This is a genomic window from Aeromonas sp. A04, from assembly GCF_047780465.1.
Taxonomy (GTDB): Bacteria; Pseudomonadota; Gammaproteobacteria; order Enterobacterales; family Aeromonadaceae; genus Aeromonas; species Aeromonas bestiarum.
In genome coordinates, this window is sequence record NZ_JBLNHP010000003.1 from 270,443 (window position 1) to 291,608 (window position 21,166).

The 21,166-nt window shown below is 61.3% G+C and carries 19 protein-coding genes and 1 riboswitch; of the genes, 9 read left to right on the forward strand and 10 right to left on the reverse strand.

Annotation, left to right across the window (positions count from 1 at the left end; all coding sequences use genetic code 11):
* Positions 1-5: 5 nt before the first annotated feature.
* The 3 genes from ACM3N8_RS12530 to ACM3N8_RS12540 form a co-directional block, all read right to left on the reverse strand.
* Positions 6-2,540 carry a fimbria/pilus outer membrane usher protein gene (locus ACM3N8_RS12530; RefSeq protein ID WP_416016195.1) on the reverse strand — a complete coding sequence of 845 codons (2,535 nt, stop codon included), beginning with the start codon at positions 2,538-2,540 and terminating at the stop codon, positions 6-8.
* A 68-nt stretch (positions 2,541-2,608) separates the two neighbouring features.
* Positions 2,609-2,989 (reverse strand): hypothetical protein, encoded by a 381-nt coding sequence (locus tag ACM3N8_RS12535; protein WP_348686955.1) that lies wholly within the window; start codon positions 2,987-2,989, stop codon positions 2,609-2,611.
* A gap of 99 nt (positions 2,990-3,088) precedes the next feature.
* The gene (locus ACM3N8_RS12540; RefSeq protein WP_065401982.1) at positions 3,089-3,625 is read right to left on the reverse strand and encodes a fimbrial protein; all 537 of its coding nucleotides are present in this window, start codon (positions 3,623-3,625) and stop codon (positions 3,089-3,091) included.
* Between the two features lie 907 nt (positions 3,626-4,532).
* Positions 4,533-4,619: riboswitch (cyclic di-GMP riboswitch) on the forward strand.
* 93 nt (positions 4,620-4,712) lie between these two features.
* Between ACM3N8_RS12540 and ACM3N8_RS12545 the strand changes: the two genes are divergently transcribed.
* The 3 genes from ACM3N8_RS12545 to ACM3N8_RS12555 all read left to right on the forward strand — a co-directional run bounded on the left by ACM3N8_RS12545 (position 4,713) and on the right by ACM3N8_RS12555 (position 9,416).
* The gene (locus ACM3N8_RS12545; RefSeq protein WP_348686738.1) at positions 4,713-5,036 is read left to right on the forward strand and encodes a fimbrial protein; all 324 of its coding nucleotides are present in this window, start codon (positions 4,713-4,715) and stop codon (positions 5,034-5,036) included.
* Positions 5,037-5,516: 480 nt separating this feature from the next.
* On the forward strand, positions 5,517-8,264 hold the full coding sequence (locus ACM3N8_RS12550) for a collagenase (RefSeq protein WP_274453333.1): 2,748 nt from the start codon (positions 5,517-5,519) through the stop codon (positions 8,262-8,264).
* A gap of 171 nt (positions 8,265-8,435) precedes the next feature.
* Positions 8,436-9,416, forward strand: a complete 981-nt coding sequence (locus tag ACM3N8_RS12555; protein ID WP_274453332.1) for a vancomycin high temperature exclusion protein — start codon at positions 8,436-8,438, stop codon at positions 9,414-9,416.
* Positions 9,417-9,488: 72 nt separating this feature from the next.
* Here the strand turns inward: ACM3N8_RS12555 and ACM3N8_RS12560 are convergent, their stop codons facing one another.
* Both ACM3N8_RS12560 and ACM3N8_RS12565 read right to left on the reverse strand, forming a co-directional pair.
* Positions 9,489-10,103, reverse strand: coding sequence for a superoxide dismutase (locus ACM3N8_RS12560; RefSeq protein WP_274453330.1), 615 nt, complete (start codon positions 10,101-10,103; stop codon positions 9,489-9,491).
* Between the two features lie 21 nt (positions 10,104-10,124).
* Positions 10,125-10,550 (reverse strand): hypothetical protein, encoded by a 426-nt coding sequence (locus ACM3N8_RS12565; protein WP_043140455.1) that lies wholly within the window; start codon positions 10,548-10,550, stop codon positions 10,125-10,127.
* A gap of 289 nt (positions 10,551-10,839) precedes the next feature.
* Between ACM3N8_RS12565 and ACM3N8_RS12570 the strand changes: the two genes are divergently transcribed.
* Positions 10,840-11,751, forward strand: a complete 912-nt coding sequence (locus tag ACM3N8_RS12570) for a lipase family alpha/beta hydrolase (RefSeq protein ID WP_277604456.1) — start codon at positions 10,840-10,842, stop codon at positions 11,749-11,751.
* Positions 11,748-12,506: a lipase secretion chaperone gene (locus ACM3N8_RS12575; RefSeq protein WP_416016196.1), complete on the forward strand. Its 759-nt coding sequence runs from the start codon at positions 11,748-11,750 to the stop codon at positions 12,504-12,506. The genes ACM3N8_RS12570 and ACM3N8_RS12575 overlap by 4 nt, the downstream gene beginning before the upstream one ends.
* Before the next feature lie 44 nt (positions 12,507-12,550).
* On the opposite strand, the gene ACM3N8_RS12580 is transcribed toward ACM3N8_RS12575, so the two are convergent.
* The 3 genes from ACM3N8_RS12580 to sgrR are packed head-to-tail and all read right to left on the reverse strand — an operon-like array spanning position 12,551 to position 15,484.
* Positions 12,551-13,264 (reverse strand): hypothetical protein, encoded by a 714-nt coding sequence (locus tag ACM3N8_RS12580; protein ID WP_098980894.1) that lies wholly within the window; start codon positions 13,262-13,264, stop codon positions 12,551-12,553.
* Positions 13,265-13,295: 31 nt separating this feature from the next.
* On the reverse strand, positions 13,296-13,691 hold the full coding sequence (locus ACM3N8_RS12585) for an acyl-CoA thioesterase (protein WP_043140443.1): 396 nt from the start codon (positions 13,689-13,691) through the stop codon (positions 13,296-13,298).
* Between the two features lie 50 nt (positions 13,692-13,741).
* Positions 13,742-15,484, reverse strand: a complete 1,743-nt coding sequence (sgrR, locus tag ACM3N8_RS12590; RefSeq protein WP_416016197.1) for an HTH-type transcriptional regulator SgrR — start codon at positions 15,482-15,484, stop codon at positions 13,742-13,744.
* Positions 15,485-15,584: 100 nt separating this feature from the next.
* On the opposite strand from sgrR, the gene ACM3N8_RS12595 reads away from it, so the two are divergent.
* The 3 genes from ACM3N8_RS12595 (at position 15,585) to ACM3N8_RS12605 (ending at position 17,920) form a co-directional block, all read left to right on the forward strand.
* Positions 15,585-15,761, forward strand: a complete 177-nt coding sequence (locus ACM3N8_RS12595; RefSeq protein ID WP_098980896.1) for a hypothetical protein — start codon at positions 15,585-15,587, stop codon at positions 15,759-15,761.
* Positions 15,762-15,918: 157 nt separating this feature from the next.
* On the forward strand, positions 15,919-17,187 hold the full coding sequence (locus ACM3N8_RS12600; RefSeq protein WP_290066244.1) for an O-acetylhomoserine aminocarboxypropyltransferase/cysteine synthase family protein: 1,269 nt from the start codon (positions 15,919-15,921) through the stop codon (positions 17,185-17,187).
* A 106-nt stretch (positions 17,188-17,293) separates the two neighbouring features.
* Complete coding sequence (locus tag ACM3N8_RS12605; protein ID WP_416016198.1) at positions 17,294-17,920, forward strand: glutathione S-transferase family protein; 627 nt, start codon at positions 17,294-17,296, stop codon at positions 17,918-17,920.
* A gap of 209 nt (positions 17,921-18,129) precedes the next feature.
* Here ACM3N8_RS12605 and ACM3N8_RS12610 read toward each other — a convergent pair whose 3' ends face one another.
* Positions 18,130-19,305, reverse strand: coding sequence for an iron-containing alcohol dehydrogenase (locus ACM3N8_RS12610; RefSeq protein ID WP_290018812.1), 1,176 nt, complete (start codon positions 19,303-19,305; stop codon positions 18,130-18,132).
* 196 nt (positions 19,306-19,501) lie between these two features.
* On the opposite strand from ACM3N8_RS12610, the gene ACM3N8_RS12615 reads away from it, so the two are divergent.
* Positions 19,502-20,083 carry a hypothetical protein gene (locus ACM3N8_RS12615; RefSeq protein ID WP_098980900.1) on the forward strand — a complete coding sequence of 194 codons (582 nt, stop codon included), beginning with the start codon at positions 19,502-19,504 and terminating at the stop codon, positions 20,081-20,083.
* Positions 20,084-20,316: 233 nt separating this feature from the next.
* Here the strand turns inward: ACM3N8_RS12615 and ACM3N8_RS12620 are convergent, their stop codons facing one another.
* Positions 20,317-20,769 (reverse strand): hypothetical protein, encoded by a 453-nt coding sequence (locus ACM3N8_RS12620; RefSeq protein ID WP_098980901.1) that lies wholly within the window; start codon positions 20,767-20,769, stop codon positions 20,317-20,319.
* Positions 20,770-21,166 lie beyond the last annotated feature (397 nt).

The window sequence follows — 21,166 nt, forward strand, 5'->3', positions numbered from 1 at the left end:
TCCCATTACTTGCAAGTGAGAGTCTTCATCGACAGATCGGTTACTTCTTGCGGCGCCACTATCTGGCACTGGCGAGCCCCGCCCCAGGAGAGTTCAAACGCTTCATTCGGTTTCACCCCGGTCAGATAGACCAGGCCATCCTCATCCACCACCGAGAGCACCCGGCCGGAATCCTTGACGACAGTGGCGCCAAACGGCGGTACTGAGCCATCGGGCAGTTTGACATTGGCCAGCAACTTGAACCCTTCGGCCATTTCGAAGGCATTATATCCAATTGCACCCTCGGTCAGGGTCCCCTGCTTGATGGCATTCATGACATCTATGTCATCACCCAGCTGATCCACGTCTATCCGGGTGTCGCTCTTGCGATAGTCGGTCATGTCGCTGATCACAGCGACGCCAAAGCGGTTGGTCACGGCGCGGCCGTTGTTGAAAGAGACGCCGGAGGTCTTGTCGGTGTCCACCATCATGCGGGTACCGCCGCGGCGAGTAGCCTGGTGCAGCGCCGCCCCATGCTCGGTCGCCGTCAAACCGCCGCGCAGGCTGGCTCCGACCGAGGTGTACTCGCTCTGCACGCTGTAGGCGTTGAGGCTGACGGCACCTACATCGCCGTTGTGGTTGTAGTAGCCGCGCGCCACGGCGTGGCCGTTGCTCTGTACCCCGGCCCCCAGCTGATAGGTATCATCCGGCCGGCTGTAATCCTGATAGGTGGCCAGATGGGTAACCTTGCCGTTGGAGGACTGCACGCTGTATCCCGCGCTCTTCCTGTCCCCAATCGGCATGCTCAGGGTCAGCATGACGCTCTTGTCATCCTCGTAGTTCTCGGTCTTGGTCTTGTAGGCCGATACATAGACGGAGACATCCTTGAAGCTGCCGATGTTTACGTTCTTGTTGATGGAGAGGCCGTAGCGGTCCTCGGCATCGTGAGCCCAATAAGTTCTGTGGGTGTAGTCCAGATAGATTGTCAGAGCCTTGGCCGTATCATCCGCCCAGAAGGTCTTGTTGGCAGTGATGGTATATAGCTCCTTGTCACCCCAGGTGTTGTAGTCATCGCTCGAGGTCGTATTGTTGTTCTCCAGCCGATCCTTGTTGCTCAAGAATTGCGACATGGTCATGAAGTTATGCTGGGAGAAGCGATAACCCGCGAAGGTGATGGCGCTGTTGTATTCATCGAACTGCTTGGCGTAGTTCACGCGCACCGACTGGCCAATCTTGGTGGACAGGCCCGGCAGCTTCGCAATGGACTGGGTCAGGTCGGCGGAGATGGCGCCGAAGGCATACAGGTCGCGACCTATACCCAGCCCCATGGAGTTGTACTCACCGGCGATCAGGCTGCCGCCATAAAGTGACCAGGAGTTCGCCACCCCCCAGGAGAAATCGCCGGTGACAAACGCCGGGCCATGCACGTCGTGGGCGGAATCCCCCAGCTCGGAGGGGGCACCGACGGCCAGATTGTATCTGACATAGCCGGGACGAGTCAGGTAGGGGACGGTCGCTGTGTCTACCTGGAACGAGCTGACGCTGCCATCCTGCTCTTCTACCCGCACATCGAGCCGACCGCGCACCGAGCTGTCCAGCCCCTGAATACGAAACGGGCCGGCTGGCACGTTGGTCTCATAAATGATGCGGCCGGACTGGGAGATGGTGACCTTGGCGTTGGTCTTGGCGATGCCGCTCACCTCGGGCGCATAACCCTGCAGACTCGGCGGCAACATGCGCTCGTCATTGGCCAGATTCACGCCGGTATAGCGAAAGCCGTCGATCAGCTGGGAGTTGAGCTGCTGCTCGCCCACCGTCAGCTTGGCCGCCATGTCGGTCAAGGGGCGATAGGCATAGATACGATTCAGCTCGGCTGACGACCGCTCATCATCACCCCAATAAGAGCTGGCCTGATAGTCACCACGCAGGCGCCAGGCGCCATAGTTGGCCCCCAGGGTGCCATAGCTGCTGATATTGCTATTGGAGTAGTCACTCCCTTCATTGACCTGGGCGTTGATGTTGTAATCCAGCATCAGGCCGGTAATACCCACATCCCACTGCTCCGGTGGAATCCAGTTGGGGTCGCTGTATTTCATCCACGCCTGGGGCACGGCAATCCTGAGCAGGCCATTGCCGATGTCGTTCGAGATCACGACCCCGTCCAGAGCCAGCAGGTTGGCACACTGGCCATCGTGCCAGGTATCGATCTTGGCGATGGCCTCATCGGTCAGCGCCAGCTTGGGGATCACCTCTTGCGGCAGACAGGCAACCCCGCCTTTGCCCTTGCCGGCATTGGTCTCGTAGAAAGGGATCTTCTGCAGAGGCAGCTTGTTCTTGTTGACCTCGATCTCGAGGTAGTAGTCACCGGGCAGGATGTAGCCTTCGTCGGCAAACTGGGAGAGGTCGATCTTGGTCCGTTCGTCCAGATCGAGCGCATCAATATTAAACTCCGTTTCTGCCCATGCGTGATTTGCCACCGCCATCAGGCCGGGCACGCATAGCATAAAAGCCATTTTTGAATAATGTTTTCTTCTTGCAGAGTTTGATGTTGAAACGCTCATAAATTTACTCTAGGGATGGCATAACGGTCTCACATTAATGAGGTATCTACACTAAGCAATGAACTTGCTTACATATAATCGAGCTCAAACAGCGTCGTTCTATCTGAAACAAACAGCTGGTTTCCGTTTATTTTCAAATTGAATTCCAGATCGCTGTTGACAATATCCGAGACAATAAAGCGTTCGCCGGATACCTTGTAATATTGACCATTGCTGATGATGCTCAATTCATCGTTCATGGCACTGCGTACGGACATGGCAATAAAAGGCAGTGATGTGCCTTCAGCCTGACACCCGCTGATTTTCAGCGTGCCCTGGTGTTGTTCTTGCTGGGGGATGCTGTGTAAAACATCCAGAGTACACCCCGATTCAGCCAAGCCATCCGTGATCTCATTGGCAAGAACAGGCCCCGCCATCATCACCATCTGCAGCACTACCGGCACCATCATTGAAGTTTTCATGATCAAGGTTCGATACGAGGAAACAGAATGTGTGAGGTTGTGGTGGTTCGCACCACCACAACCCTTGTCACACGTTAAGGCAGCCAATTACTCGTAGGAGAGAGTAAAGTTGGTCACTGCAGTGAAAGCACCGGCCTGCAGCGGGTTGGCGGTCTGATCAGAATAACCTTTCAGCACGGCGCTGAAGGGCAGCTCGTTGTCACCGTTTACCAGGTTGAAGGCTGCGGTCGGGGTACCCAGCACGATGGCAGAACCACCCGGCGCACTCATCTTGATACCAGCACCGGCAGCTTGACCACCACCGATCACCAGCAGGCCATCATGCTCGGAGGCACCGCTGAAGGTCACCTTGACGGCATCTTCCTTGTCGGAGATTTCGCAGTTCAGCAGCTTGATGCTGAACGGCTTGGAGTTGGACTCACCACCATTGACCAGCTCTTTGGTGCTGACCTGGCCCATCTCTACAACCTGATCAACAGACTCGGGAGCAACGGAGCAAGGAGCGTTGATGATTTCACCGTTGAAGGTGACTTTGCCTGAACCAGCGCCACCGGCAGCAACGGCGGAGCCGCACAGCAGAATGGAACCAACACCCATAGCAACCAAGATTTTATTAGCGTTCATTCGTATATACCTACATTAACGTGTGTTGTTATGCGGCATCATCTGGATCAAGCTGGAGTCATGATTTTCGATGATGCCGCGATATTATTGCTCAGCAACTGTCAGCAGACCGACGCCTCATTAATGAGATATGGCTACTGGTGCAATCATCTGTGCATATCAAACAAGCAAAGGTGTTTGCAGTATTAGAGGCAGTTCCCGCCACCTCCCATTTGCACGACTACATACATCCATGTCATCTGCACAAAAAACCGAATTCAACTTTTGCTTGGTGGATAAATTAACGACACGTTTGATGCACATCAAATACATTTTGATTTTTATAAATTCCTTTATAAACACTTTAAAATCATAAACTTACAATCGCACGTGACATTCCAAAACAATGAAAGACAATTAACCACTATATATATCACTCGACTGACAATAGTGAGTTTCACAACCCACTCACATCACAAACCAAATTAACAAAAAACCAACATCAACCACTAAAAACAAACGCCACTGACCAAGCAAATCGCCGCCCTCATCTTTGCCAAGTAATCATCAGGTAATCAGGTAATCAGGTAATCAGGTAATCAGGTAATCAGGTAATCAGGTAATCAGGTAATCAGGTAATCAGGTAATCAGAATGACAGCCCATGGCATACAAGCAGTAAATAGCCGCTGTTCCATGCCTGGGATGAATAACCTGCTTATTAAATCCCGACATGGCTCAATAGATGAGGGTGTTTTCACTGTCGCGCTGTGTTATGACGATGATGTTGACACTCAACAAAGCCATTTCAGCAGTAGGTCAGCAATATATATCCCACGTAGACATTTATTATTCCTGCTATCTGTGACCCATATCTCATGCTTTTTTATGCTGATTGATTTCTCAAAGTAGGGTGTTATCATCTAAACATAGAGTAAAGGGCAAACCGGTCGAAAGGTCGGGACGCAAAGCCACCGGTCTAAGGGTTTAAATACCTAAGACAGCGGAGCTGCCATCTGAGAAGAGCGATGTCATCAGTTGTATCTGTGTCATTCTCTTTGATTGCGTTGCCCTTTTCGTACAACGACATGTGACGAAAAGGACATAAAAATGAACACTTCCACCGCTTCCGTTCGCAACAGCGCCATCCGTTTTGCCTCTTCTGCCGCCGCAGCCATGCTGTTGGGCGTCGCTCTGTTGCCGGCAACAGCCTCGGCCTACGATGGCAGCGTGACCTTCACCGGAACCATCTACGAAGCCCCTTGCGACTTCGCTGACAACAGCGTGACCTGCTATTCGGGCACCCAGCGCCAGACCCTGGATCTGACCAGCCTGCAGCAAGCCGGCAGCCTCAATACCATCAGCAGCACCATGCAGTACAAGCTGTCTGCCGGCAGCAGCAAGATGGCCATAGTGACCGTCAGCTACCTCTGATCGAGTTAGCCATCCCATCTGCCCGGGGTTGTTCATTGCCTCGGGCGGACTTGCTCGCCTCCCCTTAGCAGGTGGAGCCCACGCCGAACACAGCGCTTGTTTAGCATCCAACCGTCGCCCTCTGCCGGCACCAGCCCCTCTCGCATTTCCTCTCTTGCAAAGTCCCCTCAGGACCCGGCTCACCACACAGCCATAGCGTCGGCTCAGTTTTCCACTTCATCGCCTTCTTCGTACTGTCGCAACAACACACTGCCAACGCACCTCAAACGAGACCTTGATCACACTTGTCAGCCGAAGGCTGAGATACCCCCCAGATGGCAGATGAGTCCTTGCTATCAGCTGAGCCCCCAATGGCACTCACTTTATTTTGATTCAATCTAAATAAATGATTTATATGGCCTGACTGGTGAGTTGATACCCCTTTGGAACTGAGTACATTGCCCGCGATAACCACGCAGACTCTCATCCAAAGGGATAAAAATGAACAATCTGGGAACAAGGTTGCTGCTGCTGGCAGCACCGGGCCTGCTCGCCACCTCGGCGCTGGCCAATTACTCCCCCGCCGACTGGCAACAGTACCGGCTGAACGGTGAATCCAGCCGCCAGCTGAGCGATCGCGTCACCGAAGTCACCTACGAGCTCAGCGCCCGCGATGACGATGCCCCCTATCAGCAACTGCGGGTCTACCGCCGCTTCGACTGGAGAGATGCCAATCTGACCGCACAGGCAGAGCAGCAGTGCGGCGAGCCGCAGCTCAAGATCGAGCAGGGCTGGCAGATCCGCTACCTCAGCTGCGAGCAGGTGGTGCCGGCAGGCAAGGCCATCCCGGCCAGCAGCTATGACTTTGGCTACGGCCTGAAACAGGGCCGCTGGGAACCGCTGACGGGCACCCCGACCGCCCCGCGTCAGGATCGTCTGCCGCTGGCCGAGCGCATCATACTGGGTCACAGCGAGCAGGAGCTGGATCGCTGCGAGCTCAATGCCCAGGGGCGCTGCGCCGAACAGGTTTGGCAATACCAGCCGCAAAACTGGCAACAGCTGAGCGTGCTGGAAGAGACCCCCAACGAGCGGGACGGCCGCCTCGAGCAGATCTTCTTCCGCCTGCAACCCGTGGCGGGCAGTCAGGCCGCCAGCCAGGTGAGCGAGATCCATGTCTGGCGCCAGTACAGCTGGCAGCTGGACGAGACCAAGACACAGCAGGAGTGCGATGAGCCCCAGACCCGCCAGGAAGGGGACAAGACCATCAGCTACCGGGTTTGCCGCCAGACCCTGCCCGCCGGCAGCGAGGTACAGGTGGTACTGAAAGACACCGGCTATCAATACCCGGTCGGTGGCAGCGAATGGCAGACACTGCCGGAAACCGACGAGTGGCAGGAGAGTCGGGTGCTCAATCGCCCCATAGTGCTGGCCAGCAAGGAGGAGCAGCTCGACTGCCGCCGCGCCGATGGTCGCGCCTGCTCCGAGCCGGAACAACCGGGCACGGATCTGCTGGATGCCGACGCCGCCAGGATAGTGCAGGATGCCAGCGGCCAGCCCGCTCCCGTCTGGCAGGAGAACTATGGCCACGATGACACCAAGCTGCTGGCCGTGTCCCGCGGTATCCAGAGCCTGCTGGCGGCCAATCAGCCCGCCCATCCGGCCATGAAGCTGTTGCTGGAATACGTGCGCGCCCACAACTATCACAACTACGGCAAACACAAGGAAGACGGCCCGGCCGCCGCCGAGGCACTGGCCGAGGCGCTGACCGCGCTCGGCGCCCATCCGCTGCTCTACCCGGAGCAGGCCAGCGATGAAGTGGGAGCCGTCATGGGCGCCTGGAGCATAGCCCTGCATGGCCAGTTCAAGAGCCCGGCGGTGCAGAGCCGGTTTGGCACCTTGCTCGGCCAGTTCAACCAGATGCTGGCCTACAGCACCCGGCATGCCAGCGAGATCAATGGTCAGCATGCCTGGGCAACCGGTCTGTTCGATCTGCTCAACTTCCTCGACTTCGCCAGCGACCATAGCGACGCCTTCGCCGCCGATTTCCGCCAGCAGGATGGCGAGCTGCGCAAACAGCTGCACGCCCTCGGCATGAGCGAGCTGTCGCTGTGGCAAGGACGGGATGGCAAGGATCTGTTCCTGCTCAACAACGTGCTGGATGCCTATACCCGCCTCTACCGGGTCGCCCGTTATACCCGTCCCGACGAGAGCGAAGGCTATCGCAAGCTGCTGGATGGCTCAGTCATCGAGCTCATCCGTCATCACGGCCTGATCCCCGGCGGTCAACAGAGTCAGGATCTGCTGGAAGACATGTCACTGACCCTCTCCACCTACTATCTGACCTACACGGATCGCACCAGCGAGGCCTGTATCAGCGGTGACTTTGCCGGACTCTGCACCCCGATCCGAATGGAAGACGTGCTGCCGTTCGAGCACACCTGCTCGCCGACCCTGCGCCTGCGGGCCCAGGAGCTGAGCCAGGATCAGGCCGACGGCATCTGCCGCGAGCTGGGCGCCGAGGAGCAGCAGTTCCATCAGCAGATGGAAACAGGCTGGCAGCCGGTGAGTGATGACAACAACGAGGCGCTGGAGCTGGTGATCTTCAACTCCTCCGCCGATTGGAAGCGCTACGGCAGCGCCCTGTTTGGTGGCGTCTCCACCGACAACGGCGGCATCTACATCGAAGGGGATCCGGCGCGTCCCGGCAACCAGGCCCGCTTCTTCGCCTATGAGGCGGAGTGGAAACGCCCGGCCTTCCAGGTGTGGAACCTGCGCCACGAGTACGTGCACTACCTGGATGGACGCTTCAACCAGTACGGCAGCTTCGGTCACTACCCGCTCAACCGCACCACCTGGTGGTCGGAAGGGCTGGCGGAGTTCATCGCCCACGGTCAGTGTTTCGCCCGTGGCATGGACAACGTCTCGGGTCGCCCGGCGGCCGAGCGACCGAGCCTGGCCGACATACTGCACCTGGATTACGACAAGGGTGGCGAGATGGTCTACTCCTGGTCCTATACGGTGCATCGCTTCCTGAACGAGACCGGTCGCGGCGCCAGCTGGCTGGCCATGGCCCAGGCCCTGCGCAACCCGGATCAGCAGCAGGCGATGAGCGCCTTCGAAGCCGAGCTGGATCAGCTGATCGCCAATGACAGCGAGGCCTACCAGAGCTGGCTGAGCCGCGATCTGCTGCCCTGGTGGGAAGCCAACAAGGAGTCTGACGAGTGCAAGGCGAACGACTCCTCCCACTGAGGATGAGACGCTAGCGACAAGGGGCAGCCACGGCTGCCCCTTGTTTTTATACGAAAGGTTTTTATCGGTGCCGGATCAAACGGTTAGCCAGCCACAGTATGCGACAGCCTTTGCCCGAGTGACGCCATCGGCCGCTATCAAGCCTGACGCGCAGCGGCAACTTGTAATAGAATGACCCTCTGTCACCTCTTACTTCAGACCCGAACCGCACCGCGCATGAAGAAGTTTGCCAAGATCCTCCTCGCCTGCTTTTGCCTGTTGCTGGCATCTGCCGCCATGCTGCTGGGCTACAGCGAGTGGACCGTCTCGGACGCCCGTCATTACACCTATGACGACGTCGATGCAGTCCCCTACAACCGGGTCGCCCTGGTGCTAGGCACCTCCAAGTACCTGATCGGGGGCAGTCCGAACCACTACTTCAAGTACAGGATCAAGGCCGCTGCCGAGCTCTACAACAACGGCAAGGTGGACTACATACTGGTGTCCGGTGACAACGCGACCGTGCAATACAACGAGCCGCGCCAGATGCGGCGGGCCCTGATCCAGGCCGGCATCCCGGCCAAGGCCATCTACAGCGACTACGCCGGCTTTCGTACCCTGGACTCCATAGTCCGCGCCAAGGAGGTGTTTGGTCAGGCCCACTTCACCGTGGTGTCGCAGGCCTTTCACAACGAGCGCGCCATCTTCATCGCCCGCCACTTCGGCATCGAGGCCGTCGGCTTCAACGCCAAGGATCCCAGCGCCTATCAGGGCATCAAGACCCGGGTACGCGAGGTATTCGCCCGCCTGATGGGGCTGCTCGACCTCTACGTGCTGGACAAGGGGCCCAAGTTCCTCGGCGAGCCCATCGTCATCGGTGGCCCCACCCCCTGTCAGGCCCTGAGCACCATAGGCGCAAGCCAACCCTGCCTGCCCATCCCGCCCGTGACCCACAAGCCGCCGGTTGCACCTGCCGCCAGCTCGGCCACGGCGACCAGTGCAGCCACCGCCACTGACGCCGCGCTCACCGCCAGTTCCGCCATATCGACCAGCGCGGCCACCGCAAGCAAGGAGGCGGATACAGCCAAGGCTGCCAGCGCTGCCGCTGCAACCAGTGCGGCGCTCTCGATCAGCCCGGCAACCAGTAGCGCCGCCTCCGCTTCGACCCCCTGACAAGAGAGAAACAAGAGACCCGCCATCAGGCGGGTCTCTTTCATTTGGCCGAGTGCACTATCCTGCCGGCGGTCATGCCAGCGCGGCACGATAGCGGCGTTCCACCTCGTCCCAGTCGATCACCTTGTAAAACGCGGCTATGTAGTCGGGTCGCTTGTTCTGGTACTTGAGGTAATAGGCGTGCTCCCACACGTCCAGCCCCAGTATGGGCACCTGGCCCTGCATCAGGGGACTGTCCTGGTTGGCGCTGCTCTCCACTCGCAATCTTCCCTCCTCGTCCACCACCAGCCAGGCCCAGCCGCTGCCAAACCGGCTCAGCGCCGCCTGGGTAAAGGCCTGCCTGAAGGCATCCAGTCCGCCCAGCTCCCGTGCGATCGCCGCCGCCAGCTCGCCGCCCGGTTCACCGCCCCCTTGCGGGCTCATCACCTGCCAGAACAGGCTGTGGTTGGCGTGGCCGCCGCCGTGATTGCGCACCGCCCCCTGCACGTGCGCCGGCAGGCTGTCGAAACGGGCAAGCAGCGCATCCACCGGCAGGACCGCCAGCTCGGGGAGCTCGGCCAGGGCCGCGTTGAGATTGGTGATATAGGTCTGATGGTGACGGCTGTGATGGATCTCCATGGTCAGCGCGTCCAGGTGGGGTTCCAGCGCATCGTAGCCGTAGGCAAGGGCTGGCAGGGTATGGCTCATGATCACCTCTTTTTATTGTGATTAATGCAGTTGATGGGCGGGCTCGGTCTGGCACAGACACTGGCCGAGGCAGCGCTGAATGGCATCCTGGGTGCCGTGCTTGCGCACGAAGGCGAGCAGCTCGGTGCGGGTGCTGCGGGTGTGGCGCAGGGCGGCATCCCGCAAGGGGACAGGGCTGGCGGGGGACTGGCTGGTGGCGAGCAGGCAGTCGTGGATATGGCACAGCAGATCGGCGGCACGCTCCGGCAGCGTCATGGCCACCAGCAGATCCGCCAGATTGTGGTGAGCCACCACCAGCGCGGCCACCGCCTCGTCCGCATCGTGCCAGCAGGCAAACTGCTGGCGCGCCAGCCACAATGCCTGCTGGTAATAGGAGAGCGCCTTGGCGTGCTCGCCGGCATCGAAGTGGCGATTGCCACTCAGGGTCTGCACTTTCCAGTGCACCATGCTGCTGTCCGCGTCGCTCGTGCCGACCCATCCCTTCACCCAGATTCCCGTCATGATCCCGATCACTCAAATGATAATAATTATTATTTAACTTATGTAGGGGCCGAACACAAGGGATACTTGTGCCAGCACCGCCAACAGCCCTGCCCATATGGGTAGGGCTTTTTTGAATCTGTCCGTTTGGTGATCATTTGCACAGATGCAAAGGTCCCGCTCCGTCATGCTGGTCGGTACTGGCATGAGGCCGGTGGTTGCCGCTGTGGCAACCTTATTCACAAGGATGGACAAGATGAAAAGATGGCTATTGGTGCTGCTGTGCGCCCTGCCCATGCTGGGCCAGGCGGCAGGTTATACCCAGACCCGCTACCCCATAGTGCTGGTGCACGGGCTGTTCGGCTTCGACAGGTTGCTCGGGGTCGATTACTTCTACGGGATCCCCCAGGCGCTGACCCGGGATGGCGCCCGGGTCTACGTGGCGCAGGTCTCCGCCACCGAGAGCTCGGAGCTGCGCGGTGAGCAGTTGCTCAAGCAGGTACAGCAGGTGCTGGCCATCACGGGGGCCGACAAGGTCAACCTCATCGGCCACTCCCACGGCGGCCCCACCATACGCTACGTCGCCTCGGTCGCCCCCGAGCTGGTCGCCTCCGCCACCAGCGTGGGAGGGGTCAACTATGGCTCGGAGATCGCCGATCTGGTGCGCGCCAGGGTGGCGCCGGGCTCGGTGGCCGAGAAGCTGGCGGTGGCCGCCGCCTCGGCCCTGTCCGGGGTCATCTCGCTGCTCTCCGGCGGCAGCCAGCTGCCGCAGGATCCCCTCGCCGCCCTCGATGCCCTGACCAGTTCGGGAGCCCAGCGCTTCAACCAGCGCTACCCAGAGGGATTGCCCGGCCAATATTGCGGTGACGGGCCGCTGCAGGCCGCCAACGGGGTCTACTACTTCTCCTGGAGCGGGCGCGGCAACATGACCAACATACTGGATCCGGTGGATCCTGCGCTGGCCCTCACCGGCACCTTCTTCAGCGAACCCAACGACGGTCTGGTCGGGGTGTGCAGCAGCCACCTCGGCAAGGTGATCGGCACCGGCTACCGGATGAACCATCTGGACGAGGTGAACCAGTCGTTCGGCATCCACCACCTGTTTGAAACCGATCCTGTCACCCTCTATCGCCAGCACGCCAATCGCCTGCAGGGGCTGGGGCTATGAAAAGATCCCTGCGGATCGCCGTGCCTCTGGGGTCAGCCCTGCTGCTGGGGGCCGTCCTGTTCTGGCCCGACTCGCAGCCAGATCTGACGGCAGCCCCCGAACAGGGGGCCCTGCGCCATCAGCTGGCCCAGCGTCTGGAACAGGGAGAAACGAACGCGGAGGATGAACTGCTGGCCCGCTACCAGAGCTTTCTGGCGGCGGAGGGCAGCCTGACGGTGCCGGCGGATCCTGGCCTCGCCAGTCTGCAGGTGCTGTTTGACGAGCGCGAGCAGCTGCGCCAGCAGAGCTTCACCCCGGCCGAGCAGGAGCAGCTGTTTGCCGAGGACAGGTTGATGGAGCAGTGGACCCTGCGCCGCAAGGCGCTGGCAGAGACGAGCGAGGCCGACAAAAAGATGCTGGCCGATGAGCTCGATCTCTGGCTGGCGGAACAGCCCCAGTGGTTCAGGGAGGCCGAGGCCAACAGCCGCCTGCTCGGCGACCTGCAGAGTCTGGAGCGGCTGCCCGCGGCCGAGCGCGACGCCGTGCTGCTGGAGAGGCTGGGGCCTGAAGCGGTGGATCGGCTGCATCAGCTGGAGCAGGGCCAACAAGGGTTCGAACGACAGCTGGCGGGCTATCTGGCCGAACTCAAGCCCCTGCCCACCCTGGATCGGGCCGAGCAGCAGCAGGAGATACTGGCGCGCTGGTTTCCCGCCGAGCAATGGCGGCGGGTGGAGGCTCTCACCCGGCTCAAGCTGGGCGAGTCGTCGCCGCAATGAAAAGGGGGCCCACATCTGGGCCCCTCGCTTTGCTGCAACCGCGCTTATTGCGGCTTGTTGGCCCCCGGCAGCGGCTGCCAGGTGAGGCGGGTCACTTGCGTGCCCTGCACCTCGCACTTGAGGCAGAGATCCTGCCACCCCTTGTCCTGACGCAGGGACACTTCCCCCTCTACGCCCTGTTCGGCAATCTTCAGCTTTGCCTGCTCGAAGATCACCTTGTCCCCTCTGGCGAGATCCATCAGCTTGCCATTGCAGAGCCAGTGGGCGAGATCCGCCCCCTTCAGCTTGACGCCCCCCTTGGCCGCCTTCTGCTCGGCCGGGCTCTGGGCAAACAGTGTGGCCAGCTCGGCGGCCCGCTTGGTGAGCCAGGCCTCGCGCTGCTGCATGCTCATCTTGCTGACGAACTCGGCCGGCTGGCCCTTGTCATCCAGCCACTGGGTGAGCGTCCCCTTGTCATCGAAGGCAAACTGGGCCGCAGGCTCCTTCACCCCGAACAGCTTGCCACCCTTGAAGTAGTAGCGGCTCTCCCCTTCCAGCTTGCCCTGCTCGTTCATGATGGGCACGGCTATGATGACGGGGGAACCATCGATCCAGGCCTTGATGTCGACGCCATCGTGGCTGAACAGGCGAGTGTCGAGGGCACTCTCGGCCCCCCGCTCCATCAGGGTAAACTGCTCTGCGAGGGAAGCAGCCACGGAAGGCAGGGAACAGAGCCCCAGCCCCAAGCCGAGGCTCAGGGCGATCACGGTATTGCGCATAAGTGTCCTGTGATTGGCCGATAGGCCAAGGTTAACTCTCTATCAACCAGGCCCGCAGCCCCTCCCTGTGCTTGTCGCTCAGGGGCAGGGACTGGCGGGTCTGGTAGTCAAAATGGATCAGGGTCGTCTCGGCGGTCACCGCCAGCTCGCCGCCCTGCCAGGCTTCCTGCCAGAGCGTGAAGGAGCTGGAGCCGATGCGACGCACCCCGGTTTTGATCGATACCTGCTGGCCATAAAACAGCTCCCGTTTGAACTGCACCGTATAGCCCGCGATGATCAGGTGCCAGTTGTGCACATCCAGCTCGGGGGAGAAGATGCGAAACAGGGGATCCCGGGCCGCTTCGAACCAGACCGCCGGCACCGTATTGTTGATGTGGCCGAGGGCATCAGTCTCTTGAAAACGGGGTTGGATCTGCATTTCCAGCATGAATATCGACTCCTTGTCGTTGGACCGCGCTCAGGCTAACGCGGCCCGCGTCAGGACTCAAGCTCCCCTGTCTCGGGGCGGGAGCTGCCGCCCGCTTTGCCCGCCTCGCTCCCGGCCAGCTCCGGCCTCAGCCAGGCACTGCGAAAATCGAACCAGCCGAGCGCCGTCATGCGCACCCCGTGCACGCCGACCCGGCTCTCCAGCTCCAGCCAGTGGTGGAACAGGGGCACGAACCAGCCCTGTTGCTGCACCTGGGCCAGCAGGGCACGCGGGCCCGGTTCCTCACCGCTGGCACGCCACTGCGTCAGACCCTGCCACAGGGACCGCTGGCTTGCCCACACCTGACGCAGCAGCGGCGTACCCAGCAGCCAGGCGTAGGGGGCGAAGGCGTGCTCGTGCTCCAGGTTGAGGGTGCCAAGCCAGAGATCCACGTCTTCATCCGCCCCGCTCACCCAGCGGCCGTAATCCAGGGTGCGCACCTCCAGCCGGATCCCCTGTTCCGCCAGCAGGCTGCTCATGGCCCCGGCGCACTCGTTGAACTCCAGATGCTGGTTGAAACAGGCCAACACCAGTGTCGTCGGCAACCGCGTCGGATTTGGCAACGGCGCGGGCAAGGCCTCGCGCCAGTGGGGCAAGAGGCCCAGCGCGCTGGTCCAGCCCCGCTGCAACTCGGGGGCGACCCGCGCCATCAGGGCTATGGGGTTGAGCAGGTGGGCCAGCCACTGGCGCAGGGCGGGATCCTGCAAGGATCCGGATCTGTCGTCCTGCAGCAGGAAGTAGCAGCCCGATTCCAGCTCGGACTCACCGCGCATGGTGCCGAGCTCGGGGCTGTCGCGTCCCAGCTGCAGGTGGCTCTCCAGCCGATCCGCCAGCTCAGGCAGCATCCAGATGTCGATCTCGTCGAGCAGGGCGCGCAAGCCGAAGTAGTCGTCGAAGGCCGCCAGACAGAGGTGCAGGGGATCGTTGGCAGCCACCTTGTAGGGGCCAGTGCCGACCGGCTGCAGGGCAAAACCCGCCTCTCCCTTGAGTTCACGCGGCAAGATGGCGGCCACCGGCTCGGCCAGCAGATGGGGCAGCAGGGGATCCGGACTGTCGAGATACATATCCAGGGTGCGCGGCCAATGGCTCTCCAGCCGGGCAAGATGGGCGAACAGCGGACGATCGCGCAAGCCGAGCAGGCTCTCCATCACATCCTCCACTCCCAGCTCGCGGCCGTGGTGAAAACGCACGGCCGGCCTCAGATAGAAGCGCCAGTGACAGGGGCCGAGCCGCTCCCAATGGTGGGCGAGATCCCCCTCGATTTCCCCATTTTCCTCATTTCGTCGGGTCAGGCCGTTGAAGATCTGCCGGCTCAGGTGAATTTCGGAGCGACGCAGCGGATCCGTGGGCAACAGCTGGGGCAGCGGACGATAGTAGGGCACCCGCAGGATCTGGCGCCCCTCCCGGGTGGCCTGGCCGAGCTGCTCGATCAGCAGCGGGGTGAGCAGATCCAGCCGCCCCTCCGCCAACCGCACCGCCTGCGCCAGCTGACCCTGACTCAGCAGATCCCGCAGCCGGCGCCGGGTCAGGCTCTCCTGGCTGTCGAGCAGTACCAGCCGGGAGCGCCGCCCCCGCCCCGCTTCGGCCGACCAGCTGAGCCAGCCCTGATCCTGCATGCGGCGCAGCAGCAGGCGCGCGTTGCGCGGGGTGCAGCAGAGCAGATCCGCCACCTCGGCGAGGCTTGTCTCCCGCTCATCGCAGCCAAGCTGCTGGGCGAGTCGTTGAAACTGCTGGTAGAGGCGACCGGTCGGCATAAAAGAGGAAATCCTGTTGCTGTAAGTCATCAGTTTTTACTTCCGCATTTTAGCTCAATACTGCTGGCGAACGTGAGAACCACAGCACAGGAGCACAATGATGAACCAAGCCAACCCCCTCAAACCGAACCGGATCCAGCAGACCCTGCGTCGTTACTTCAAGCGGATCCTGCCCAGGCCGCTGACCCTGATCGAGGATCCCATGAGTCAGCTCAACCGCCTGATGCAGTGGGACATGCACCAGATAGACGATCGGGAGTATCGTCGCCGTCTCTGAGTGCCATCCCCGCACGGAGCGCTCAAGGGAGACGCATATCGTCAGCGGGCGCAATTGCTTTGCCGGATTGGGTGGTTTACATCGGCGCTGGGCCTGATAGATTGGACGTCTATCCATCTATAACTGCTACCCAGCAACATCCAACAAGGAGTGTGTGATGAAAGATGCGACCCTGGCCCTGCACCACGGCTTTTCCCACGACCCCACCACCAAGGCCGTCGCCGTACCCATCTACCAGACGGTGGCCTACGAGTTCGACAGCGCCCAGCACGGGGCGGACCTGTTCAATCTGGCGGTGCCTGGCAACATCTATACCCGCATCATGAACCCCACCAATGACGTGCTGGAACAGCGGATGGCCGCGCTGGAGGGGGGCATTGCCGGTCTGGTGGTCTCGGCGGGTTCCGCCGCCATCACCTACGCCATCCAGGCGCTGACCGCCGCCGGTGACAACATAGTCTCCACGCCCCAGCTCTATGGCGGCACCTACACACTGTTCGCCCACATGCTGCCGAGCTTCGGGGTCGAGGTGCGCTTCGCCAAGGATGACAGCGCCGAGGCCATCGCCGCCCTCATCGACGACAAGACCAAGGCGGTCTACTGCGAGAGCATAGGCAACCCGGCGGGCAACATAGTCGACCTGGCCGCCTTCGCCAAGGTGGCCCACGCCCGTGGCGTGCCGCTCATCGTCGACAACACGGTCGCCACCCCCGTGCTGTGCAAACCCATAGAGCACGGCGCCGACATAGTGGTGCACAGCCTCACCAAGTACGTGGGTGGCCACGGCAACTCGCTGGGTGGCGTCATCGTCGACTCGGGCAAATTCCCCTGGGCGGATCACGCCGAACGCTTCCCCCAGCTCACCCAGCCCGAGCCCTCCTACCACGGGGTGGTCTACACAGAGGCCTTCGGCCCCGCCGCCTTCATCGGCCGGGTGCGCACTGTGCCGCTGCGCAATACAGGTGCGGCGCTGGCCCCCATGAACGCCTTCCTGCTGCTGCAGGGGCTGGAGACCCTGAGCCTGCGCATGGAGCGCCACGTGGACAACGCCCTGCGGGTCGCCCACCACCTCAAGCATCACCCCAAGGTGGCCTGGGTCAGCTACGCCGGACTGCCGGGCCACCCCCACTACCTGCTGGCGGAGAAGTACATGGCCGGCCGCCCCTCGGCCATCCTCTCGTTCGGCCTGAAGGAGGGCTATGAGGCCGGGGTGCGCTTCTACGATGCGCTCAAGATCTTCAAGCGGCTGGTCAATATCGGCGACGCCAAGTCGCTGGCCTGCCACCCCGCCTCCACCACCCATCGCCAGCTGAGCGAAGCCGAGCAGGCCAGGGCCGGGGTCAAGCCGGAGATGATCCGGCTGTCAGTGGGGATAGAAGCGATCGAGGACATATTGGCGGATCTGGATCAGGCGCTGGAGGCCTGAGCCAACCAATGAGAGAGCGGGCATCTGCCCGCTCTTTTTTATCCGCCGGTGAACCGGCCGCCTCGCCGATGCGTATACCGACTCCTGCCACCGAATCGAGGTTCCCATGATAATCCTGCACCACCTGAACAAGTCCCGCTCCCAACGCATCATCTGGCTGCTCGAAGAGCTGGGGCTGCCTTACCAGATCAAGGCCTACCAGCGCGACGCCACCAGCTTTCTGGCGCCGCCCGAACTCAAGGCCATCCACCCCCTCGGCAAGTCGCCCGTCATCGAGTTGGAAGGCCGCGTGCTGGCGGAGTCCGGCGCCATCACAGAGTACCTGATTGCACGATACGCGGCCGACAGGTTGGCGCCGGCCCAGGATAGCCCCGACTACCCCGAGTACCTGCAGTGGCTCCACTTTGCCGAGAGCTCAGGCATATTGCCGCTGCTGCTGGACATGTTCGTGCGCAAGGACGGCAGCCCGATGCGCTTCCTGCCGGACTACGCCAAGGCGGAGTGTGCCAAGGTGCTGGGCTATCTCGATGAGGTGCTGGCGACCCGCCACTATCTAGTGGGGGCTCGCCTCTCCGGCGCCGACATCATGAACTCCTTCCTGGTGGATCTGCTGGCCCAGAGCGGCCAGCTGGCCCAGTTCCCGCATCTGCTGGCCTACTGGCAGCGACTCAATACCCATCCGGCCCGCCAGAAGGCGGCGGCGCTGGAGCGCGAGCTGGATCTGGGCGCCTGATCCTCTGCCTTCAGCGCCCCACCCCGGAATGCAAAACGCCCCGACAACCGGGGCGTTTTTTTCAGCTCGTCAACCAGATGATCAGAGCGCGTGGGAAAGGATCCTGGCCGCACTTATTGTCAGGATCGCCCCTTGACCAAGGACCTCAGGCCTAGAGGGCGTGAGAAAGGATCCGCGCCACTCTGATTGCCAGGCGCAAGTCCCCTGACTTAAAGCGCGTGAGAAAGGATCCTGGCTACCTTGTCGGGATCTATGTCCTGCTGCTCCCCGAGCGCGGTCAGGCCGAAGCGCTTGAGGTTGGAGCAGATGCCGGGGATGCAGCTCTCGCTCAGACCGTAGTCGGCGAGACGGGTGCCCACCCCCATCTGCCGGAAGAATTGCTCGGTGCGGATGATGGCCTCCTCGATGCGCAGCGCCTTGTCCTCCCGGCTCGAATGCCAGACCCGCTCGGCGAACTGGGCCAGCTTCTCCTGCTTCTGGGCCGATTGCTCACGCAGCAGAGAGGGCAGCACCACAGCCAGACTCTGGGCATGATCCAGCCCGTGCAGCGCGGTGAGCTGGTGGCCGATGGCATGGGTGGACCAGTCCTGCGGCACGCCGCGGCCGATGAGACCATTGAGCGCCAGGCTGGCGGCCCACATCAGGTTGGCACGCACCTGGTAGTTGGTAGGCTCCACCAGCGCCTTGGGGCCGTTATCCACCAGCACCTGCAGCAAGCCTTCCGCCAGCCTGTCCTGCACCTCGCCCCCCACCGGGAAGGTGAGGTACTGCTCTATGATGTGGACGAAGGCATCCACCACCCCGTTGCCGATCTGACGGGTGGGCAGGCTGTAGGTGGTGGCGGGATCCAGCACCGCAAACACGGGCTGTACCAGCGGATTCATGAAGGAGAGCTTGGCCTCCCCGCGGCTCACCACGGCGGCGGGGTTGCTCTCCGAGCCGGTGGCGGGCAGGGTCAGCACACAGCCCAGGGGCAGCGCCGCCTTGACGGGTGCCTTGTGCAGCAATATCTCCCAGGGATCCGCCCCTTCGAAGCAGGCTGCGGCGGCCACGAACTTGGTGCCATCCACCACGGATCCGCCGCCGACCGCCAGCAGGAAGTCGATGCGCTCGCGCTTGACCAGCGCTACCGCCTCCATCAGCTGATCGTACTGGGGGTTGGCGCCGATACCGGGGAACTCCTGCCAATCCCTCCCCGCCAGCGCCTGGGTCAGCTGCTCATAGACGCCATTCTGCTTGATGCTGCCGCCGCCGTAGAGCACCAGCAGGCGGCTGCCCGCCGGGATCAGATCGGGCAGGCTGGCTATCTGGCCTTCACCGAAACAGACGCGGGTAGGATTGGCATATTGGAAGTTGTACACGGCAGAGCCCTCGCTTGAATGCATGCAGGGAATTGTGCGCCTGTGGCGTCATGAGGTCAAAAAACGGGAGCTGGCTATCAAAACACGCATTGCGTTCGAGTCCGGCGGGGTGGCCAGGCGCGGCTCTGCTATGGTCTGTCAGGAAGGCGGTGTCATGCCCCATCAGGACCCACATGCCCACCTCCTCTCATCCTCATTTTCCCGTCATAAGGTCTGAAACATGAAACTGAAGCATGCATGGATTGCCGGTCTGCTCTCCCTCTCGACCTGTCTGGTGCAAGCCGCCGAGGTGGTCACCGAAGTCGCGACCGCCCCGGGCAAGGCCAATCTGGTGGAAGCCGTGACCGCCCAGGCGACGGTGACCGCCATCGACATGGCGAGCCGCAAGGTCAGCCTGAAGAATGCCGCCGGTGAGGCGTTCGACATAGTCGCAGGTGAGCAGGTCACCAACCTGCAAAACCTCAAGGTCGGCGACGTGGTGGCGCTGAAATACCTGCAGATGCTGGATCTGGAACTGCTCAAGGGCACGGCAGGCGTCAGACAGCGCGTCGTCGAGGTGGATGCGGACAAGGCCGCCGCAGGCCAGAAACCGGGGGCCGGGGTTGGCGTCAAGGTCACACTGTACGGGGACGTCATCGCCGTCGACAAGGCGCAGCAGACGGTCACGGTCAAGGGGGTGGATCACACCCTGGTGCTCAAGGTGCACAACCCGGCGCAGTTTGCCCTGATCGCCAAGGGGGATCAGATCAAGGCCGTCCAGACCCAGGCGGTGGGCATCGGCATAGTACCCGAGAAAAAATAGTGCCCGAGAAAAAATAAGCAGCGAATCCACTGCCGGCGCAGCCTGGGCCGCACTGGCAGGCTCAGCCCGATCAAAAAGGGAGCGGCATCCGCCCTCCCTTTTTTGCTGCCTCTTTTGTGGCGCCAGCCTGCCCATACGTTGTCAGGTCATCAACCCGGCCATGACGCCCAGACATCGGCAACGGCTTGCCCCCGACGACCACAGATTGCCGTTCGAGTCACGCAGGCCATCACTCAGGCGCTCTTGGTCTCTTCCTTTGGCTCGCTCTTCTTGCCGGTGAGACGATCCATGGCATCCTGCAACATGGCGTCCCGCTGCTCGTTCAAGGCCTTGCTCTGCTGCTCGCGCTCCTCGGCAGAGAGCTGCTTGTTGTCGGCGATCTCCTTGAGTTTGTCTTCTATCTCGTTGAATTTCTTGCGATCAAACCCCAGCGCCTTGTCCACCAGTTGCTGCATCATGCCGCCCTTGTCTGAACTGATGTCCAGCGCCGGCGGCAGCTTGCTGTTCTTGGCCAGGTGCTCATAGGTGAGCGTCTGCTGGGCCTTGCTGGTCAGCCGCTGGGAGGAGAGGTTGACCAGATCTTCCCAGCCGCCCCCCTGACCCCCTTCGGCACCGCTGAGGGTGGCGAGGGCGCGGGAATTGGACGCACTCTGGGCAAGCTGCTGGCTGTAGGGTTTGATATCCATGGGGGCTCCAGTCTGCATGCCGATCCGGCATGACGAGGTCGCTGATTCGATGGCATGAGGCGCCAGGCCCCATCATTGGCAATAAAACCAGCAAGTTGCAGGCCAACTTGCCAAATTGGTGCAGATCCCGGCCCGCACGGGCTCGCAGGCTTACTGATGGCCATCCCGACGTCAGAATCATGACGCTGCGCTGTCCAATCGGCAGGTTCTGGTGCATATCGCTGCCATTTTCATGCTTTACCAGACAAAGCAAAGGAACGACTCATAGATCACAAAACAAACAACCAGCGAGGCATACAATTTCGGCGCACAAAACGACCAGCAAGCAGTGTTATGGATGAAATGTTTGCATCATCGACCATGAGCAGCACGATCCCCCGGCAGCGTATCGGCGGCT